Below are 18,987 nucleotides of genomic sequence, written 5' to 3' on the forward strand. Positions count from 1 at the left end.
ACAAAAACGCGGACATCCCTTTTTCATTATTTGGATAGCTCAATCAGCAAGTCGCCCGCCTGAATGGCATCGCCGCTTTTGACGTAAATGTCTTTGACAATGCCAGCAAACGGCGCCTGCACCGTCGTTTCCATTTTCATCGCTTCCGTGACCATCAAATGGTCGCCTTTATCCACTTTCTCCCCTTTTTCGACAAGCACTTTCACAACCGTACCCGGCATCGTCGCCGCAATATGGTTCGGATTCGTCCGGTCGGCCTTGATGCGCTCAGCAACGGCCGCTTTGATGCTCTCATCGCGGATGATGACTTCGCGCGGCTGGCCGTTCAGCTCGAAGTAGACGACGCGCGTGCCATCGGCCTGCGGTTGGCCGATCGACACGAGCTTGACGATGAGCGTTTTGCCGCGTTCAATCTCCACTTCAATTTCCTCGCCGAGGCGCATGCCGTACAGGAACGTCGGTGTATCGAGCACGGAAATATTGCCGTATTTTTCGACCGTGTCGGCATATTCTAAAAACACTTTCGGATAAAGCGCATAGGCAATGGCGTCAAAGTCGGTCACTTCGCGGCCGAGCTTGTCATGCAGCTCCCGCTTGATTTGCTCGAAGTCAACCGGCTCAAGCAGCTCACCCGGGCGGACGGTGATCGGTTCGCGCCCTTTCAAAATGATGCGCTGCAGCTCTTTCGGAAATCCGCCGTGCGGCTGGCCTAAATAGCCTTCGAAAAACTCGACGACCGAATCCGGGAAGTTGAGCGTTTCGCCGCGCTCAAAAATGTCTTGTTCGGTCAAGTTGTTTTGCACCATATACAGCGCCATGTCGCCGACGACTTTCGATGATGGCGTCACTTTGACGATATCGCCGAACAAGTCGTTCACACGGCGGTACATTTCTTTCACTTCATCCCAGCGGTCGCCGAGACCGACCGCTTTCGCTTGCTGCTGCAAATTGCTGTATTGGCCGCCCGGCATCTCGTGCATGTATACTTCCGTATGCGGGGCGTTCATGCCGCTTTCAAACTCCTGATAAAACTTGCGCACATCTTCCCAATAGCGGGCCAACTGCTCCAAGCCATAAATGTCAACTTCCGGCGCCCGCTCTGTTCCTTCCAACGCATAGTAGAGCGTATTGGCGCTCGGCTGCGACGTCAAGCCGGCCATCGAGCTGACGGCGACATCAACAATGTCCACACCCGCTTCAATCGCTTTGGCGTACGTGTAAATGCCGTTGCCGCTCGTATCGTGCGTATGCAAATGGATCGGAATATCGACCGTTTCCTTAAGCGCGGAAATGAGTACGTACGCCGCCTGCGGCTTCAAAAGCCCTGCCATATCTTTAATGCCCAAAATGTGCGCTCCGGCTTGCTCGAGCTCTTTGGCGAGCGACTTGTAATAGTCCAAGTTGTACTTCGGCCGGCTCGGGTCCAAAATGTCGCCGGTGTAGCAAATGGCGGCCTCGGCGATTTTACCACTTTGCCGGACGGCATCGATCGCCACCGTCATTCCTTTCACCCAGTTTAAGCTGTCAAAAATGCGGAAGACATCGATGCCGGCTTGCGCTGATTTGTCGACGAACTCGCGGATGACGTTGTCGGGATAGTTTTTATACCCCACGGCGTTGGCCGAACGAAGCAGCATTTGGAACAGCACGTTCGGGATGCGCTCGCGCAGCTTGAGCAGCCGATCCCACGGATCTTCTTTCAAAAAGCGGTACGCCACATCAAACGTCGCTCCGCCCCACATCTCAAGCGAGAACAAATTCGGCAGCAAGCGCGCCGTCGGTTCGGCGATGCGCAGCATGTCGATCGTGCGCACGCGCGTCGCCAACAGCGACTGATGGGCGTCGCGGAACGTCGTATCAGTGAGCAGGACGCGCGGCTGTTCTTGAATCCAGCGAATGAGCCCCTCGGCGCCGCGTTCGTCCAACATTTGCTTCGTTCCGGCCGGGATCGGTTCGGTTTCGCTCAATTTCGGCACGCGCGGCTTGTCAAACACCGGCTTTTTCTTTTTGCCGATTCCAGGGAAGCCGTTGACCGTCACCGTGCCGATGTAGGTGAGCATTTTCGTCCCGCGGTCTTTCCGGCGCGGAAACACAAACAATTCCGGCGTTGTGTCAATGAACGATGTATCATATTCCCCTGACAAAAACTTCGGATGCTGCACGACATTTTCCAAAAACGGGATGTTCGTTTTAATGCCGCGAATGCGGAATTCGCGCAAGTTGCGCAGCATTTTTCTGGCCGCCTGCTCAAACGTCAACGCCCATGTCGACACTTTCACGAGCAGCGAATCGTAATACGGCGTAATAACCGCTCCTTGGAAGGCATTGCCGGCGTCCAAGCGCACGCCAAAACCGCCGCCTGAGCGGTACGCCATAATTTTTCCCGTATCCGGCATAAAGTTGTTGAGCGGGTCCTCAGTCGTCACCCGCGACTGAATCGCATAGCCGTTAATGCGGATGTCTTCCTGCTTTGGAATGCCGACTTCCGGGCTGTGGAGTGAAAAGCCGTCGGCGATTAAAATTTGCGACTGGACGATGTCAATCCCCGTGATCATTTCGGTGATCGTATGCTCGACTTGGATGCGCGGATTGACCTCAATGAAATAAAATTCATCGCCTGAGACAAGGAACTCAACCGTACCGGCGTTGACGTAGCCGACGCTTTTCATCAGTTTGACCGCCGCTTCACAAATGCGCTGGCGCAGCTCGTCCGACAGCGAGACGCTCGGCGCAACCTCAACGACTTTTTGGTGGCGGCGCTGCACCGAGCAGTCACGTTCGTAAAGATGGACAATGTTTCCTTCATGGTCGCCCAAAATTTGCACTTCAATGTGCTTTGGCTTTTCGATTAGCTTTTCGACATAGACGTCATCGCTGCCAAATGCCGCCTTCGCCTCTGATTTGGCGCGTTCAAACGCTTCTTTCACTTCAGACTTGGAACGGACGATGCGCATGCCGCGTCCGCCGCCGCCCAGCGCCGCCTTGATGATGAACGGATATCCGTGCGTTTCGGCAAAGCGGACGACATCCTCAAGGCCGCCGACCGGTCCGTCGCTGCCCGGGATGACCGGAATGCCCGCTTTCATGGCCGCATGGCGCGCTTTTACCTTGTCGCCAAACATGTCGAGGTGATCCTCGTTTGGGCCGATGAAAATAATCCCTTCCTCGCGGCACCGTTTCGCAAATTGGATATTTTCCGACAAAAACCCGTACCCCGGATGGATGGCATCAACGTCGTGAGCTTTGGCGATTTCGATGATGCCCTCGATGTCCAAATACGCTTCAATCGGCTTTTTCCCTTCGCCGACCAAATACGCTTCATCCGCCTTATAGCGGTGGTACGAACCGACATCTTCCTTCGAGTAAATGGCTACAGTGCGGATGCCGAGCTCCGTGCAGGCGCGGAAGACGCGAATGGCGATCTCCCCGCGGTTGGCTACAAGTACTTTGTGAATTCGTCTTGTCCTCATCGTCTCTCCTCCTTTCTAATTAAACTATAAAAGTTTTGCCATTTTGTAAATACACTTTCTAGAAAGTCAGACCTTTTTTTGACGCGTTCACGGCTTGTTTTTCGCTTTTTTTGTATCGCTGTTCATACTTCGTAAACATCGAAATGTTCACCAGTAAGCCGAGCGAGGCCATTATCAGGACGAGCGATGTCCCCCCGTAGCTGACGAGCGGCAGCGGCACCCCGGTGATGGGAATGAGCCCGACGACTCCGCCGACGTTAATAAACGTCTGGAAGCCGATCATGACGGAAATGCCGATGGCGAGCAAGCTGCCGAACGCATCAGTCGAGCGGCGGGCGATCCACAATCCGCGCAGCACGATAAACGCCAATAGCCCAAGCGTGAACATGACGCCGAACAAACCGAGCTCTTCGGCAATGACGGCCATAATAAAGTCGGTGTGCGACTCCGGCAAATAGCCGTACTTTTGGATGCCTTTTCCGAGCCCAAGCCCTTTCAGCCCGCCGATCCCGATCGCCAAATACGAATTGACAAGCTGATAGCCGTCCGTATCCGCATATTGAAACGGATCCAAAAAACTGTAAAGGCGCGACAACCGTTCTCTCGAAAAAATCTTTTTGCCCATGAACGGAAGCCAAAGCGGCGACAGCATCACGGCGATCAAAGCGAAAAAGAGCAGCTGCTTGAAAAGCAACGTAAGGCGCAGTCCAGACGAAAGAATGATGCACACCGCGATGACAAAAACGATAAACGCCGTGCCGAAGTCCGGCTGAATGGCGATCAACGCACAAATAAATAGCGTATAGTAAATGGGGAATAAATTGCTTTTCACCGGCTCAGCCAGCCGTTTCCGCTTGTTGGCAAACGCCGCCGACAAGTACAAAATCAGGCCGAGCTTGGCCAGCTCCGCCGGCTGGATGGAAAGCGCCCCAACGCGAAACCAGCTTGTCGCATTGTTGGCCGTATGGCCAAGGAACGCAACCGCGATCAGCATCAGCGGGGAAGCGAAGAAAACGAATTTCACGAATCGTTCTTTTCGCCACACTTTATACGGAATAATAGCCATCATGGCAAAGGCAGCGAGCGCGGCGATGAGCCAATGCTTTTGCCGCTCATAAAAATAGTCGCTCGGCACCTCAAAACGGATGACGGCCGTCACCATGCTCGCGCTGTACACCATAATCAGGCCGAACAACGACAGCATAATGACCGCGGCCATGAGCGGATAATCGTAACATTTCAACACTTTCTTCCATAATTGTCGATCCATCGTCCCTCTTCCCTGTTTGCACGTATGTACATAAATCATTCGCAGCAGCGCGCCGATTTCCTGCCCAAAAACAGAAAAACTCAAACGACGGCAGGCCAATCGTTTGAGTTGCCATGTATCGTTATCGTACGCGCTTTTTTGTCACTGCTTCATGCAACGCGGAAAGCTCGCGCTCAAGCCGGTCAAGGAGCGCCTTTCCGTCTTTGGCCTCCACAAGCCCGAGGCGCACCGCAAAGTCGATTTCCCGCGACAAGCCGAACATTTGCGTGTCCAACACTTCCTCATAGAGCGGACATTGCGGCATCGTCAAATGATCCATTTGCACGCGGATGAGCTGAATAATTTTTTCCGCATCGGCTTGCAGCAGCGCGTACGCCTTTTCGCGATAGCCCATCGATTCGTCCGTCACATCGATCCCTCCGTTCTCTCCCCTATCCTTCTTTAAATCTTAACGTGAAACAAGCCATTTTGCAAGTTGAAACCATTGACAGCAATCCGGCTTGGAACATGACAAACGCTTTATTTATTATTATACTAAACTAAAAACAGCGGCAACATGCAGAGGAGAGGGTGTCTTGATGAGCGATATTATCATGCTGACGGGAAAGGTCAACTTTACGATTACGCTCGACCCTGGCGTCTGGATTTTCGATGACCGAAAAGTCGATTTGGACACGTATTTTTCGCATCCGAAACCAGATCAAGCCGAGGCAGGGCAAGAGGAAGAAGAAATCAAAAAGTGGTCGGCGTTTTGGGACCGGGAAATTCAGGAGGGGGCCGTCTTTCCGCCCACATTGAAAACCGAGCGGCGTTTTTTGAAGGAGAAAATCATCACCGGTTCGTTCGGCATGCCGTTTGCTCCGTTTTTGCAAAACGCTGAACCGCACGAAGACGCTTCCGAACTTGTCGTCGTGACGGAAAGCGGGGAAACGGTGATCCCGCTCGACAAAGCACACGATTTGATTTTTGCTTTTTCTAAAAACGGAAAGCCGCTGCGCGATGACGGTCCGGTGCACATTTATTTCGGCGACGGCTCGAACCGCGAAGCGCCGATTACCCATGTGCGCCAGCTCATCGTCCGCTGACCAGACGCTCCGTCAAGAGGACGTCCGGTTTTCGGTCGGCCGTGAGGGGCCGCCATTCCTGTTCGTTCGCGTGACGCAGGATTGGCAGCCCCCCAAGCGGCCGGTTGGAAGACGAGGGCTAAAGCAAGTCGGCAGCGAGCTGGGCGAGCTCGGAACGCTCTCCTTTGACAAGGCGGATATGACCGGCGATTTTTTGGTCTTTGAATTTCTCGACCACATACGTCAAGCCGTTGTTGTATTCATCCAAATATGGATGGTCGATCTGTTCCGGATCGCCCATTAAAATGATTTTGCTTTTTTCGCCGACGCGCGTCAAAATCGTCTTCACTTCATGCTTTGTCAAGTTTTGCGCCTCATCAATAATGATGAACTGCTCCGGCAGGCTGCGGCCGCGAATGTAGGTGAGCGCCTCGACTTCAATCGAGCTCATGCCGGCTAAAATGGCGTCCAATTCCCCCGGCTTTTTCGTGTTGAACAAATACTCAAGGTTGTCAAAAATCGGCTGCATCCACGGGCGCAGCTTTTCTTCCTTTTCCCCGGGCAAAAAGCCGAGGTCTTTCCCCATCGGCACGATCGGGCGCGCGACAAGCAGCTTTTTGTACGTGCGCAAGTCTTCAGTCTGCATGAGCCCGGCAGCAAGCGCGAGCAGCGTTTTCCCGGTTCCAGCCTTGCCGATTAACGTCACGAGCGGAATATCGTCGCGCATAAGCAGCTCAAACGCCATCGTTTGCTGCACGTTGCGCGGGCGAATGCCCCATATATGCTCATGATGAAAAATCAGCTTCTTCACCTTTTTGCCGTTTTGGTCGACGATGCCAATCGCCGAAGCGGAACTGCCGAATGCGTCTTTCATAATAATAAACTGATTCGGGTAAAACGGGTGATCAGCGATATCGGCCAACACGAGCTCCCCTTTATCATAAAACCGTTGCAGGTGATCCCTCCCTATGTACAGTTCCAAAAACCCGGTGTAAATATGGTCGATGTCAACGACGCGGTCGCTTAAGAAGTCTTCGGCCTGCAGCCCGATGGCATCCGCTTTCACGCGCACGAGCGCATCTTTGCTCACCAAAATGACCGAACGTCCGTCCTCTTTCGCTTGTTCCTCAAGCGATAAGTTTTTCGCCACCGCCAAAATGCGGTTGTCGTTCGTTTTTTCGACAAAAATTTCCTGAAGCTGATGGAATGAACGGTGGTTCAGTTCAATGCGCAGCACCCCTCCGTTTTCAAGCGGAATTTTCTCGTGCAGCTTGCCGTTCTCGCGCAGGCGGTCGATCAGCTTCGACACCTGGCGGGCGTTTCTCCCGACCTCATCCATATACCGCTTTTTCGAATCCACTTCCTCCAGGACGACAGCCGGAATGACGACCTCGTTGTCCTCGAACGAAAAAATTGAATACGGGTCTTGCAAGAGGACGTTTGTATCAAGCACATAGATTTTCTTTCCCAAATTCCGCTTCCCCCTAGCGTCCGTTTTCCGCCTTGTATACCGGATGGGAATGGCTGTGGTATAGCATATGAAAAAATGTATAAAGATAGAAGGATTTTTGCAAAATAAAGTCAAAAAAGCAGAGGTGGACAAAGATGAAGAAAACACTCGGATGGCTGGCCGCCTTCTCCCTTCTTCTTTTAGGCGGATGCAATGTTGGAAACAGCAATGAAGCAAACGATGGGGACCGTTCGCTTGTGCGCGTCAGAAATACGGTTGATGAGCAGGTAGAAAATAAATCGGGCCAGGAGATCGCCCGCCGGATTGCGGAGATCGCGAACCGTGTGCCGAACGTTCACGATGCTACCGCGATCGTTGTGGGCAAGTACGCCATCGTCGGCATTGACGTCGGCGCCAATGTCGACGCCTCACGCGTCGGCACGATCAAATATTCCGTTGCAGAAGCGCTACAAAAAGACCCGTACGGCGCCAACGCAATTATTATCGCCGATCCGGACCTTTACACGCGCGTGCGCAACATCGGCCGGCAAATTGATGAGGGGCGGCCTGTGCAGGCATTCATGAACGAAATCGCCGACATCGTTGGACGGGTGATGCCGGAAGTGCCAAGCGACCTGTTTGAAACGACGCCAAATCCGACCGAAGAAAACGACGGGCAGTTGAACAACCAAGAGGAACGGCAGTTGAACGAACATCAAGAAAAGCAGTCCAACCACCACTTAAACCGCTAAACGATTCTGCTGCGCTGTGGTATAATGGATCGGGAGGGGCATTTTCGATCTTAATGACAGCCGGAGAAGCTTTAGCGTGACAGAGAACCGAACAACGAGCCGCCTTCCGGACAAACCAATTTGTCTAGAAGGCGGTGTTGTTCGGCCGCCCGCCAGTCGAAAAATAAAAAACGTTAAAGCTTCAACGTGCATTGATATAGTTGTTGAGGTGAACCATGAGAATCAAATGCGTGCTTTGCGAACAAATTGACACGATCGACGATGAATCGCCGCTCGCCAAACGGCTTCGCAACCGTCCGATCCATACGTACATGTGCCGTCAATGTCATGACCGCATTGCGGAAAAAACACGGATGCGGCTGGCGACAGGAAAATTCCGCTTCTATCGCGGCAACCGCACCGATGAGGATTGGTAACCAAAAACCGGCACTGAGAAGCGGCCGCTTTCCAGTGCCGGTTTTGCTTCTTTTTCTTTATGATCCGTACTTCTCAGGCTCGGCTTCGATCTGCCGCCATATCGCTTCCGCCAGCTCCACAGGGAAATGAGCCGTCTTTGTTTCCCCGCCGCACCTATATTCAACAACGTACCGCCCGCTCGCTTCGTCTTTGGCGGCCTTCACCGCCGTCACGCCGAAGTTGTTTTCCAAGATAGCCAGAAAAAACGACGCCGTGTCGCGCGCCGCCTCATCGTGCGGGCGGGCGGCGGCGACAATTTCGATTGTCAGCCAGTTGTAAAGAGCGTCTTGCACCGATTTCATGGCTTTTCTCCCTCTTTCGCCTGCCTGAGGCGGATTTTATAAATGAGCAATACGAGCGCGGCGACCGCCAATCCTTCCGCCACAGGCAAAAAAACAGCGAAAAACGTTAACACTGTGCAGCCGAGCGCCAGCAAGACGTAAATGACGGCGCTTTTCAACAGCGGCAGCCGGCGGGCAAAACCGAGACGGTAAACAAGCGCCGCCAGCAGCAAAACCGTGGCGTACAGCAGCCACATGCCGCGCTCGGGATTGCCGTCAACGTCATAAAGAGAGGCGAAAAACGTCAGCCGTTCCAGCACGTTCATATTGTTCCCTCCCGTCCACCCGAATGCCCGCCAAAACGCAGCCTTGTTTTGTTTCCTCTCAAGCGCCGCGCGGCAGAAGCATGCACACGCCGGCGCATCCAGGGCTTTCCCGGTTAGCCAAAGGCATGCCGCTTCTATTTTGCCTGTTGCGCCGCTTTCTTTCTCTTCTCCGCTTTTTCGCGCTCGCTTTTGCTTAAGATTTTTTTGCGCAAACGAATGGAAACCGGCGTCACTTCGCAATATTCATCGTCGTTCAAATACTCAAGCGCCTCTTCCAACGTCAGCAGGCGCGGCTTTTTCATCGTCACCGTCTGCTCTTTCGTCGATGAGCGCACATTCGTAACATGCTTCTCGCGGCAAATGTTGACGACAAGGTCGTTTTCCCGGTTGTGCTCGCCGACGATCATTCCTTCGTACACTTCTGTGCCCGGCTCGACAAAAATCGTGCCGCGGTCCTCAAGCTGCATAATGCTGTACGCTGTCGCCTTGCCGGTTTCCATCGAGACGAGCACCCCTTGGCGGCGGCCTCCGATCGCGCCAGGCTGCATGGGAGCGTAATGGTCAAATGAATGGTTTAAAATGCCATACCCACGCGTCAGCGACATAAATTCGCTTCGATAGCCGATCAACCCGCGCGACGGCACAAGAAAGACGAGACGCACTTGTCCGTTGTCTCCATGCACCATATCGGCGAGTTCGCCTTTGCGGCTGCCAAGCGATTCCATAACGGCGCCGGTATACTCTTCCGGAACGTCGATCACGACTCGTTCAATCGGTTCGCACAAAACGCCATCGATCTCTTTGACAATGACTTCCGGCTTCGATACTTGCAGTTCATACCCTTCTCGGCGCATGCTTTCAATTAGAATGGCTAAATGAAGCTCGCCGCGTCCGGAAACGATCCATGCATCCGGCGAATCGGTCGGCTCGACGCGCAGGCTGACATCGGTCTCAAGCTGGGTGAGCAGCCGCTCTTCCAACTTCCGTGCCGTCACATATTTGCCTTCGCGCCCGGCAAACGGGCTGTTGTTGACAAGAAAGGTCATTTTCAGCGTCGGCTCATCAATATGAAGCGGCGGCAACGGTTCCTGGCGGTCCGGCGGACAAACGGTCTCGCCGACGTTAATGTCTTCCATTCCCGCAACAGCCACGATGTCGCCGGCGTGGGCTTCTTCAATCTCGATCCGCTTTAAGCCAATAAAGCCGAACAACTTTGTGACGCGGAACTGTCTCACGGTGCCGTCGCGCTTCAATAAGGCGACTTGCTGGCCGGTTTTCATCGTGCCGCGGAAAATGCGCCCGATGCCGATGCGGCCCACGTATTCGTTATAATCGAGCAGGGCCACCTGGAATTGCAACGGTTCATCGCGATTGTCCGCCGGCGCCGGAATATGCTCGATGATCGTCTCAAACAAGGCGGTCATGTCCCCGCCTTGCCGGTCCGGGTCAAGGCTTGATGTTCCGCGCAGCGCCGATGTGTACACGACCGGAAACTCAAGCTGCTCCTCCGAAGCGCCGAGTTCAATAAACAAGTCGATCACTTCATCGACGACTTCCACCGGACGGGCAAACTCGCGGTCGATTTTGTTGACGACGACAATCGGCACAAGCTGCTGCTCAAGCGCTTTTTTGAGCACAAACCGCGTTTGCGGCATGCAGCCTTCGTACGCATCGACGACAAGCAAGACGCCGTCAACAAGGCGCATGATCCGCTCCACTTCCCCGCCGAAATCGGCGTGCCCCGGTGTATCCAAAATGTTGATGCGCGTCCCTTTATACAACACAGCAGTATTTTTGGCTAAAATCGTAATGCCGCGCTCACGCTCCAAATCGTTGCGATCAAGCGCCCGCTCCTCGACTTGTTCGTTTTCGCGGAATGTCCCCGACTGCCGGAGCAGTTGGTCGACGAGCGTCGTTTTTCCATGGTCGACGTGGGCGATAATCGCAATATTGCGAAGATCCATTCGTTTCTTGGTCAATGTTGGTCACTCCTGTTAGACAAGCTGCTCGTCTATTATATCACAAAACATAGAAAATCAAGCATATATAGATGCAACATAACGTTTGGTGAAGAGCCGTATTTTCCGGTACACTAGAAAAAGACGCCTCATTTTCCGAGAAAGGAGTCAAGCGGATGAAACGCATCGAACCTGTGCCGCTGCTACTCGCCATCCTCGCTGTCGCCGCCGTCATGGCGATCGGCGTTTTCATCGCTAGGCAAAGCGCAACCGGCATCGCCGTCTCGACGCTCACGTTTATCACCATTATGGGCGCCGGGTTCGTTCGCAAAAAGCGGATGCGCGAATAAAAAAACGGGACTGATCCGAAAACGCACTCGCATTTTGGATCAGCCCCTTTTCTTGCCGCAGCCTCCTTCTCGTCAGCCCCGAAGGTAGCGATACAAAATTTCCTCATGCACGCCCGGCTTGGCGGCAAGCACAGAGCTGCGGTTGAGCAGATCGATCGGCTTTCCGTCGAGGTTCGTCATGATTCCACCCGCCTCTTCAATTAAAATCATCCCGCCGGCAAAATCCCACGGCGACAGGCGCGGCGAAATGTAGGCGTCCAAGCGGCCGGCTGCGACATAGGCGAGCTCGAGCGCCGCCGACCCGTACGAACGCGTGCCGCGCGCATCTTTGGCCAGCCTCACGAGTGGACGATGGTCGAGACGTTTATTTTCCATGAGCCATGTGCCATTAATGGCGATGATCGATTCCGCCACCGGTGCCGGCTGCAAGCGGCCGAGCGGCTCGCCGTTCAAAAACAGCCCCTTCCCTTTTTGCGCGGTATACAGCTCGTCAAAGACAACGTCATACACATAGCCAAGCTGGCCGACGCCATCTTCGAAAATGCCGACCGACACGGCAAAGTGGCGCCGCTGATGGACAAAGTTCATCGTTCCGTCAATCGGGTCAATGACCCATACAACGCCGTCCAATGCGGCCAGCTCATCGCCGAACCCTTCTTCGCCCAACAGGCGATGGCCGGGAAATTGGCGGCGGATGTGCTCGGCGAAAAACTGCTCAATGCCGCGGTCGACGTTCGTCACCAAGTCGTTGCGGTTTTCCTTCGTTTCCACAGTCAGCGGCTCCGCAAACGAGGCGCGGATGCGCTGTCCCGCTTCTGCAATCCATTGCCGGGCATACTGGTCGATCTCTTCCCATTTTCCTTCCATGTCTATTCCTCCCGCTTTTATTATGTACGCAGCAGCCGGAAAGGGGTGGGCACCGCTCAAGAAAAAAACGAACCGCAAAGATGGTTCGCCTTAAAAATGGTCATACTTGAAGGCGCATCAGTTCTTGGCGCAGCTTTTCAAGCCGCCGTTTGCATTCTCTTTTCTTTTCTTCATCGTTTTCCATCATGGCTTCATACAGCGTCGCCAATTCATAATCAAGTTCGAGCCGCAACACCGCCATGCGTTTGTCTCCGTCTGGCCGTTTCAGCGAATTGGCGGTTTTTTTCATCTTCGTCCGCACCCCTTTCTCGATCATCAGCTAAACTTCCGGCGCCCCTCACGGAATGTACTGCTTCGTTTTGTTTTATATTTTAATATTATGTGGAAAAAGGGGTGTATGCAACTAATTTGTGCGTTTACCTACCGCGTTTCGCCCGCTTGGCCCGATGTGAATCCAGTCGCCGTTTTTTGCCTCTTTCACCTGCTTGATGACCGCGTACGATGAATAGCCGCTTTCCTTTTCAAACTCGGCGTACAACCGGTTTTCCTCGCTTTTGGACGGGACGATCTCTTTGAAACGGCGGTATATCTCCATTAATTCTTCGCGTTTCATCCCCCGCTCATACGCCGTTTCGACCGCCGTAAAAAATTTAATGACATCGATGATTTCTTGCGTCGACCAATCATACGAAAACGGGTACGAATAGCCCATTGTTTCACCTCCGCTGTTAGTTTGCCCAACGGCGCCGAATTTGTTCCGCCTCGCCGATCATGCGGGCAAACAGTTCAGCGACCTACGGAATGTCGTGAATGAGCCCAATCGCCTGTCCGGCCCAAGCGAGCCTCAAGCATATGAGCGAACGGGCGGCCGTGCTGGCCGATGGCAAAATTAACTCCAAACGGCCAGTCCGTCTTTTCTTTCACTTTGCGGATTTCCTCGCGCAAGCGCTCCGGGCTTTCAAGCGACATCGCCGTAATTTGGCCGAGCCCGCCGGCGTTGGAGACGGCGGCGTCCAAGTCGGCGTACGTCAGATAGGCTCATCCCCCTTGAATGATTGGATATGTAATGCCGAGCAACTCGGTCACTCTCGTGTTCCATTCCATCGATTCATTCCCCTTTTTGATGTTATCCTTCTTTTACTTCTTGTTTTGATCGCCATTCTCCTTTTTTGGTGCAACATTCTTTTCTTCTTTGCAAACGAACAAATAAATGCTATAATGCATTTGTTTTATTTTTAAGGTAAAGAGGTGTGGGGAACCATTGTCACAACTCGAAACACCATTGTTTACCGGACTGTTGGAGCATATGAAAAAAAATCCGGTTCAATTTCACATCCCCGGCCATAAAAAAGGGGCCGGCATGGATCCGGAGTTTCGCTCCTTCATCGGAGAAAACGCCTTGGCGATCGATTTAATCAACATCAGTCCGCTCGACGATTTGCATCATCCGAAAGGGATGATCAAACGTGCACAGGAGCTCGCCGCCGAAGCGTTCGGCGCCGATTACACGTTTTTCTCAGTGCAAGGGACGAGCGGGGCGATCATGACGATGGTCATGTCGGTCGCCGGACCGGGCGATAAAATTATTGTGCCGCGCAACGTCCATAAATCGGTCATGTCTGCAATCGTCTTTTCTGGGGCGACGCCGATTTTCATCCATCCGGAAATTGACAAGGAGCTCGGTATTTCCCACGGCATTACGCCACAGGCAGTGGAAAAAGCGCTCCACCAACACCCGGATGCCAAAGGGGTGCTCGTCATCAACCCGACGTATTTTGGCATTGCCGGCGATTTGAAAAAAATCGTCGAGATCGCCCACTCGTACAACGTTCCGGTGCTTGTCGACGAAGCGCACGGCGTTCACATTCATTTTCATGAGGACTTGCCGCTCTCCGCGATGCAAGCCGGGGCCGATATGGCGGCGACAAGCGTCCATAAGCTCGGCGGATCGCTGACGCAAAGCTCGATTTTAAATGTGCGCGAAGGGCTCGTCTCCGCGAAGCACGTGCAAGCGATCTTAAGCATGTTGACGACGACGTCGACGTCGTATTTGTTGCTCGCTTCGCTCGATGTCGCCCGCAAACAGCTGGCGACGAAAGGGCGGGAGCTCATTGACAAGGCGATCCGCCTCGCGGAATGGACACGGCGGCAAATCAACGAAATTCCATATTTGTACTGCGTCGGTGAAGAAATTTTAGGCACGGAAGCGACGTACGACTACGATCCAACGAAGCTGATCATCTCCGTCAAGGAGCTCGGCTTGACCGGCCATGATGTCGAACAATGGCTCCGCGAAACGTATAACATCGAAGTGGAGCTTTCGGATTTGTATAACATTTTGTGCCTCATCACTCCAGGCGACAGCGAGCGGGAAGCCGGGCTGCTCGTTTCGGCCCTCCGCCGCCTGTCGGACGAGTTCAGCCATCAGGCGGAAAAAGGAGTCAAACCGAAAGTGCTGCTTCCGGATATCCCGGCCTTAGCCTTGACGCCGCGCGACGCCTTTTATGCAGAAACAGAAGTCGTGCCGTTTCACGAGTCAGCCGGACGGATCATCGCGGAATTTGTGATGGTGTATCCGCCGGGCATCCCGATTTTTATTCCCGGTGAAATCATTACGGAGGAAAATTTGAAGTATATCGAGACAAACTTGGCCGCCGGCCTGCCGGTGCAAGGCCCTGAGGACGATACGCTGCAGACGTTGCGCGTCATCAAAGAATATAAGCCGATTCGTTGAATGCACAAGCCGGTTTTCCCGGCTTGTTTTTTTGGGCCAAAATCAACGGCGCGCATGTGCTTTGCCCCACATGCGCGCCTATCCGTTCCTTCCCCCGTTTGTTTGCCCGCCTTATTCTTTTTCTCCGTCCTCGCGGTCATGACCGCAGCAATCGCATTTCCCGTAAAGCGTTGTCACTTTTTCATCTTCAAAATACGCAATTGTCGCTTCACACGTTTGGCATACGATCGTGCCCATCCCCAAACCCCCTTTATGATGATAAATGTTGTTGTTGGTTTTATAATAATATATCATATTTAGATTGTAAATCTAAATTTGTATGTCACATTTCGGATTATGACGGCTCTTTTATGACACCAAACTTTTTCACCGCAGTCCGGAAAAACATGGTACAATGAAGACGAGAGAGACAAAAAGATGGCGAAAGGAGAGAAGGGCGTTGAATGCAAGCCTAAAGCTGCCGGGGAGGGGAAAATCGATCAGCATCGAGGAAATCAAACAGTTGCTCGAACGTTACCGAGCCGCGCTGCGCAAAACGGGGGAGTAGCTTGGATGGGCGTACGAGCAGGCAGCCTTTCCATACACGGTGCATGAACGCGACCACGTTCTTTATTTGCAAGGCGACGGCCGCTTATACAAAGGGATGGCCATTGCCGTGCGGACAACCGGAGAAGAAACAAGGATTGAGCTGGCATTGGCGCCGGGAGCAACGCACGGGGACAAAGGAAAAGCAAACGAATTCAGCAAATGGATGGCCAAAACGCTTGGCGGCGAACTGCGTTTATTCAGCGGCCGGACGATGTCGTTCGGCCGCGCGTAAACAGCGGCATGGGACCGCTGTTTTTTGTTCGCCGAACTGCGCCGCTTCCGCACCCAAGGGGCAGATCATGGAATATATTGCCATATGAAATGCTGGCCGGTAAAATACACCGCCGCCGTGGCAGCTGTTGTAAGGAGCGCTTTGCGCGTCGCCAAGCCGAGCTGGCGCGCCAGTAAAAACGCTATGTACATGAAGACGCACAACATCAAGCCGCGGAAAAACGGCCGGTCCCGCCCCGACAGCCACTCGATCAAGGAAAAACTGCTCCAAATCATCATTTGCAGCAAAAAGGCGACATACGCTTTCATCATTTCCATCTCCCGCTTTTCTTTACCATAACGATATGAAACGAAAGCGGAAAATAGTATGAAAAACAGGACAAGAAATGCGTCATTCCCGCATGATAAGAAAAACGACCGGGCCAAGCCCGGTCGTTTCACAGTTACTTCGTAATGATATGAATCGGTGTGCCAAGCGCCACTTCCGCCGCTTCCATGGCGATTTCGCCAAGCGTCGGATGGGCATGGATCGTCAAAGCGATGTCTTCCGCCGTCATGCCGGCTTCAATGGCGAGCCCAAGCTCGGCGATCATGTCAGAAGCATTTGGACCGATGATTTGCGCACCAATGACGACGCCGTCTTCTTTGCGGACGACAAGCTTCAGGAAACCGTCCGTATCGTTGAGTGACAGAGCGCGGCCGTTGGCGGCAAACGGGAATTTCGCCGTAATGACGTCGATGCCTTCCTCTTTCGCCTGTTGTTCAAAGTAGCCGACCGAGGCGCATTCCGGATCGGAGAAGACCACAGCCGGAAGGGCGATGTAATCCACTACCGACGGATGGCCGGCGATGGCTTCCGCCGCCACTTTCCCTTCATACGACGCTTTATGAGCAAGCGCCGGGCCTGGAACGATGTCGCCGATGGCGAAAATGTTCGGCACGCTTGTCCGGCATTGTTGGTCCACTTCAATCAAGCCGCGGTTCGTCATTTTGATGCCGATTTGTTCAAGACCAAGTTCATCTGTATTCGGTCGGCGGCCGACCGTCACCAACACATAGTCGGCGTCGATCGTTTTCGTTTCGCCGTTCGCCTCATACGTGACCGTCACGCCGTCTGCACGCTCTTCGGCTCCTTTTGCGAGCGCATTCGTCACAACTTCGACCCCTTTGTTCTTCAGACGGCGCTTAATGATGGACACCATTTGCTTTTCAAAGCCGGATAAAATCTCACCGGCCCCTTCAAGAATCGTCACTTTCGCACCAAAATTGGCGTAAGCCGTACCGAGTTCGATGCCAATATAGCCGCCGCCGATGACAACGAGCGATTTCGGGATTTCCCCGAGGTTGAGCGCACCGGTCGAATCGAGAATGCGGCCGGAAAACTTGAAGTTCGGGAGCTCGATCGGGCGCGAGCCGGTGGCGATAATCGCGTTTTTGAACGTATACGTCTGCGCGCTGTCGCCGTTGACGACACGCACCGTATTGGCGTCGACAAAATACGCTTCCCCTTTGACGATCTCTACTTTGTTTCCTTTTAACAGCCCTTCGACGCCGCCCGTTAATTTTTTCACGACGCTTGCTTTCCATTCTTGCACTTTGGCAAAATCGATGGTGACGTTCTCCGCCTTAATGCCCATTTCTTCGGAATGCTTCGCCTGCTCATAGCGATGGCTTGCGGAGATCAGCGCCTTTGACGGGATGCAGCCAACATTTAAGCAGACGCCGCCTAAATTGCCCTTTTCCACAATCGTCACTTTTTGTCCGAGCTGCGCGGCGCGGATGGCGGCGACATACCCGCCAGGACCGGCGCCGACGACAAGCGTTTCCGTTTCAATTGCAAAATCGCCAACTACCATCGTTTTACGCCTCCATTAGTAATAATTCCGGGTCACTCAACAGCCGTTTGATATGGTTGAGCGCTTTTTGCGCTGTCGCCCCGTCGATCATCCGGTGGTCAAAGCTAAGCGAGAGCGCCAGCATCGGGGCAGCGACAATTTCACCGTCACGGACGATCGGCTTTTCCGCAATGCGGCCGATGCCAAGAATCGCCACTTCCGGATGGTTGATGACCGGGGTAAACCATTGCCCGCCAGCCGAACCGATGTTTGTAATCGTGCATGAAGCGCCTTTCATTTCTCCCGGCGTCAGTTTGCCGTCGCGCGCTTTCTCGGCGAGCTCATTGATTTCTTGCGCCAAGGCGAAAATCGGCTTGCGATCGGCATGTTTAATGACCGGCACAAGCAAGCCGCGGTCCGTATCAGCGGCGATGCCGATATTGTAATAATGCTTCTGGATGATTTCTTCCGTCTCATCATCAATGGACGTATTCAACACTGGGTATTCACGCAGCGCGGAAACGAGCGCTTTGACGACGTACGGCAAAAACGTCAGCTTGATGCCTTTTTCCGCGGCAATAGCCTTGAATTTTTTTCGGTGAGCAACAAGCTTCGTCACATCGGCTTCGTCCATCAGCGTCACGTGCGGAGCGGTATGTTTGGAATGCACCATCGCTTTGGCAATCGCCCGACGGATGCCGCTCATTTTCTCGCGCGTTTCCGGGAATTCGCCTTCTGTCGTCGCCGGTTTCGCTGCGGCCGGCGCCGCTTTTTCCTCCGCTGCGGCCGGTGCCGGTTTTGCGCCGCCGGCAAGGAAAGCGTCAATATCTTCTTTCAGGACGCGGCCGTTTTTGCCCGTTCCTTGGACAAGCCGAATATCGACGCCTTTTTCGCGCGCATACTTGCGCACGGACGGCATGGCGATGACGCGGCGGTTCGGGCCAGCCTCCGCTTCAGCTGCCGGTGCATTGGGAGCGACAGCGTCAACCTTTTCCTCTTTCGACACCGTTTCCGTTTTTTCCTCTTTTTTCGCTTCTTCTTGCTCTTGTCCTTTAAACGTCATGTTTTCATAACCCGGCGCATCGAGCGTGATGAGCGTTTGCCCGACCGTTGCCACTGTTCCCTCCGGGACGAGGATTTCAAGCACTTTCCCTTTGACCGGGGAGGGAATTTCGACAACCGCCTTGTCATTTTGCACTTCGCACAATACATCGTCTTCGTTCACTTCATCGCCCGGTTTCACAAACCATTTGACAATTTCACCTTCGTGGATGCCTTCGCCAATGTCCGGCAGCTTAAATTCAAAAGCCACTGTCTGTCTACCTCCTATCGTTTGCCGAAAATGGGCGGGGGAA

The 18,987-nt window shown here is 53.5% G+C and carries 19 protein-coding genes and 2 pseudogenes; 6 read left to right on the forward strand and 15 right to left on the reverse strand.

The window, feature by feature from the left end; all coding sequences use genetic code 11:
• Window positions 1–26 precede the first annotated feature (26 nt).
• The 3 genes from pyc to AP057_RS04930 all read right to left on the reverse strand — a co-directional run bounded on the left by pyc (window position 27) and on the right by AP057_RS04930 (window position 5,149).
• Window positions 27–3,470, reverse strand: a complete 3,444-nt coding sequence (gene pyc / locus AP057_RS04920; protein WP_055358203.1) for a pyruvate carboxylase — start codon at window positions 3,468–3,470, stop codon at window positions 27–29.
• Window positions 3,471–3,528: 58 nt separating this feature from the next.
• Window positions 3,529–4,740, reverse strand: a complete 1,212-nt coding sequence (locus tag AP057_RS04925) for an FtsW/RodA/SpoVE family cell cycle protein (protein WP_033016195.1) — start codon at window positions 4,738–4,740, stop codon at window positions 3,529–3,531.
• A 121-nt stretch (window positions 4,741–4,861) separates the two neighbouring features.
• The gene (locus tag AP057_RS04930) at window positions 4,862–5,149 is read right to left on the reverse strand and encodes a YlaN family protein (RefSeq protein ID WP_033008511.1); all 288 of its coding nucleotides are present in this window, start codon (window positions 5,147–5,149) and stop codon (window positions 4,862–4,864) included.
• A 169-nt stretch (window positions 5,150–5,318) separates the two neighbouring features.
• On the opposite strand from AP057_RS04930, the gene AP057_RS04935 reads away from it, so the two are divergent.
• On the forward strand, window positions 5,319–5,825 hold the full coding sequence (locus AP057_RS04935) for a hypothetical protein (RefSeq protein WP_050368468.1): 507 nt from the start codon (window positions 5,319–5,321) through the stop codon (window positions 5,823–5,825).
• Between the two features lie 118 nt (window positions 5,826–5,943).
• On the opposite strand, the gene AP057_RS04940 is transcribed toward AP057_RS04935, so the two are convergent.
• Window positions 5,944–7,275: a PhoH family protein gene (locus tag AP057_RS04940; protein ID WP_049624547.1), complete on the reverse strand. Its 1,332-nt coding sequence runs from the start codon at window positions 7,273–7,275 to the stop codon at window positions 5,944–5,946.
• A 134-nt stretch (window positions 7,276–7,409) separates the two neighbouring features.
• Between AP057_RS04940 and AP057_RS04945 the strand changes: the two genes are divergently transcribed.
• Complete coding sequence (locus AP057_RS04945; RefSeq protein ID WP_033016198.1) at window positions 7,410–8,006, forward strand: YhcN/YlaJ family sporulation lipoprotein; 597 nt, start codon at window positions 7,410–7,412, stop codon at window positions 8,004–8,006.
• Between the two features lie 215 nt (window positions 8,007–8,221).
• Window positions 8,222–8,422, forward strand: coding sequence for a YlaI family protein (locus AP057_RS04950; protein WP_033016199.1), 201 nt, complete (start codon window positions 8,222–8,224; stop codon window positions 8,420–8,422).
• 57 nt (window positions 8,423–8,479) lie between these two features.
• Here the strand turns inward: AP057_RS04950 and AP057_RS04955 are convergent, their stop codons facing one another.
• From AP057_RS04955 to typA, 3 genes are all read right to left on the reverse strand, one after another.
• On the reverse strand, window positions 8,480–8,764 hold the full coding sequence (locus AP057_RS04955) for a hypothetical protein (RefSeq protein ID WP_033008503.1): 285 nt from the start codon (window positions 8,762–8,764) through the stop codon (window positions 8,480–8,482).
• The gene (locus AP057_RS04960) at window positions 8,761–9,069 is read right to left on the reverse strand and encodes a YlaH-like family protein (protein WP_033008502.1); all 309 of its coding nucleotides are present in this window, start codon (window positions 9,067–9,069) and stop codon (window positions 8,761–8,763) included. Before AP057_RS04960 ends, AP057_RS04955 begins: the two co-directional genes overlap by 4 nt.
• A gap of 134 nt (window positions 9,070–9,203) precedes the next feature.
• Window positions 9,204–11,048: a translational GTPase TypA gene (typA, locus tag AP057_RS04965; RefSeq protein WP_055358204.1), complete on the reverse strand. Its 1,845-nt coding sequence runs from the start codon at window positions 11,046–11,048 to the stop codon at window positions 9,204–9,206.
• Window positions 11,049–11,203: 155 nt separating this feature from the next.
• On the opposite strand from typA, the gene AP057_RS17270 reads away from it, so the two are divergent.
• Window positions 11,204–11,377, forward strand: a complete 174-nt coding sequence (locus AP057_RS17270; RefSeq protein ID WP_160315647.1) for a DUF5325 family protein — start codon at window positions 11,204–11,206, stop codon at window positions 11,375–11,377.
• 72 nt (window positions 11,378–11,449) lie between these two features.
• Here the strand turns inward: AP057_RS17270 and AP057_RS04970 are convergent, their stop codons facing one another.
• The 4 genes and pseudogenes from AP057_RS04970 to AP057_RS04985 all read right to left on the reverse strand — a co-directional run.
• Window positions 11,450–12,244, reverse strand: a complete 795-nt coding sequence (locus AP057_RS04970) for an inositol monophosphatase family protein (protein ID WP_033016203.1) — start codon at window positions 12,242–12,244, stop codon at window positions 11,450–11,452.
• A gap of 100 nt (window positions 12,245–12,344) precedes the next feature.
• Window positions 12,345–12,560 (reverse strand): hypothetical protein, encoded by a 216-nt coding sequence (locus AP057_RS04975; protein ID WP_171697956.1) that lies wholly within the window; start codon window positions 12,558–12,560, stop codon window positions 12,345–12,347.
• A gap of 87 nt (window positions 12,561–12,647) precedes the next feature.
• Window positions 12,648–12,956 carry a UPF0223 family protein gene (locus tag AP057_RS04980; protein ID WP_033008499.1) on the reverse strand — a complete coding sequence of 103 codons (309 nt, stop codon included), beginning with the start codon at window positions 12,954–12,956 and terminating at the stop codon, window positions 12,648–12,650.
• A 122-nt stretch (window positions 12,957–13,078) separates the two neighbouring features.
• A pseudogene (locus tag AP057_RS04985) lies at window positions 13,079–13,276 on the reverse strand (nitronate monooxygenase); the annotation flags it as partial.
• 229 nt (window positions 13,277–13,505) lie between these two features.
• Between AP057_RS04985 and AP057_RS04990 the strand changes: the two are divergent.
• Window positions 13,506–14,978: an aminotransferase class I/II-fold pyridoxal phosphate-dependent enzyme gene (locus AP057_RS04990; RefSeq protein ID WP_055358205.1), complete on the forward strand. Its 1,473-nt coding sequence runs from the start codon at window positions 13,506–13,508 to the stop codon at window positions 14,976–14,978.
• Window positions 14,979–15,089: 111 nt separating this feature from the next.
• On the opposite strand, the gene AP057_RS04995 is transcribed toward AP057_RS04990, so the two are convergent.
• Entirely contained in the window at window positions 15,090–15,215 is a 126-nt protein-coding gene (locus AP057_RS04995; RefSeq protein WP_033008492.1) for a GapA-binding peptide SR1P, read from the reverse strand.
• 157 nt (window positions 15,216–15,372) lie between these two features.
• On the opposite strand from AP057_RS04995, the pseudogene AP057_RS18125 reads away from it, so the two are divergent.
• Window positions 15,373–15,798, forward strand: a pseudogene (locus AP057_RS18125) (DUF1885 family protein).
• Window positions 15,799–15,863: 65 nt separating this feature from the next.
• Here AP057_RS18125 and AP057_RS05005 read toward each other — a convergent pair.
• From AP057_RS05005 to AP057_RS05015, 3 genes are all read right to left on the reverse strand, one after another.
• Window positions 15,864–16,106, reverse strand: a complete 243-nt coding sequence (locus tag AP057_RS05005) for a hypothetical protein (protein WP_049624556.1) — start codon at window positions 16,104–16,106, stop codon at window positions 15,864–15,866.
• 134 nt (window positions 16,107–16,240) lie between these two features.
• Entirely contained in the window at window positions 16,241–17,653 is a 1,413-nt protein-coding gene (gene lpdA / locus AP057_RS05010) for a dihydrolipoyl dehydrogenase (RefSeq protein WP_055358206.1), read from the reverse strand.
• A 4-nt stretch (window positions 17,654–17,657) separates the two neighbouring features.
• Window positions 17,658–18,944: a dihydrolipoamide acetyltransferase family protein gene (locus tag AP057_RS05015; RefSeq protein ID WP_033016211.1), complete on the reverse strand. Its 1,287-nt coding sequence runs from the start codon at window positions 18,942–18,944 to the stop codon at window positions 17,658–17,660.
• Window positions 18,945–18,987 lie beyond the last annotated feature (43 nt).

It is taken from the genome of Geobacillus sp. Sah69, from assembly GCF_001414205.1.
GTDB lineage: Bacteria > Bacillota > Bacilli > Bacillales > Anoxybacillaceae > Geobacillus > Geobacillus stearothermophilus.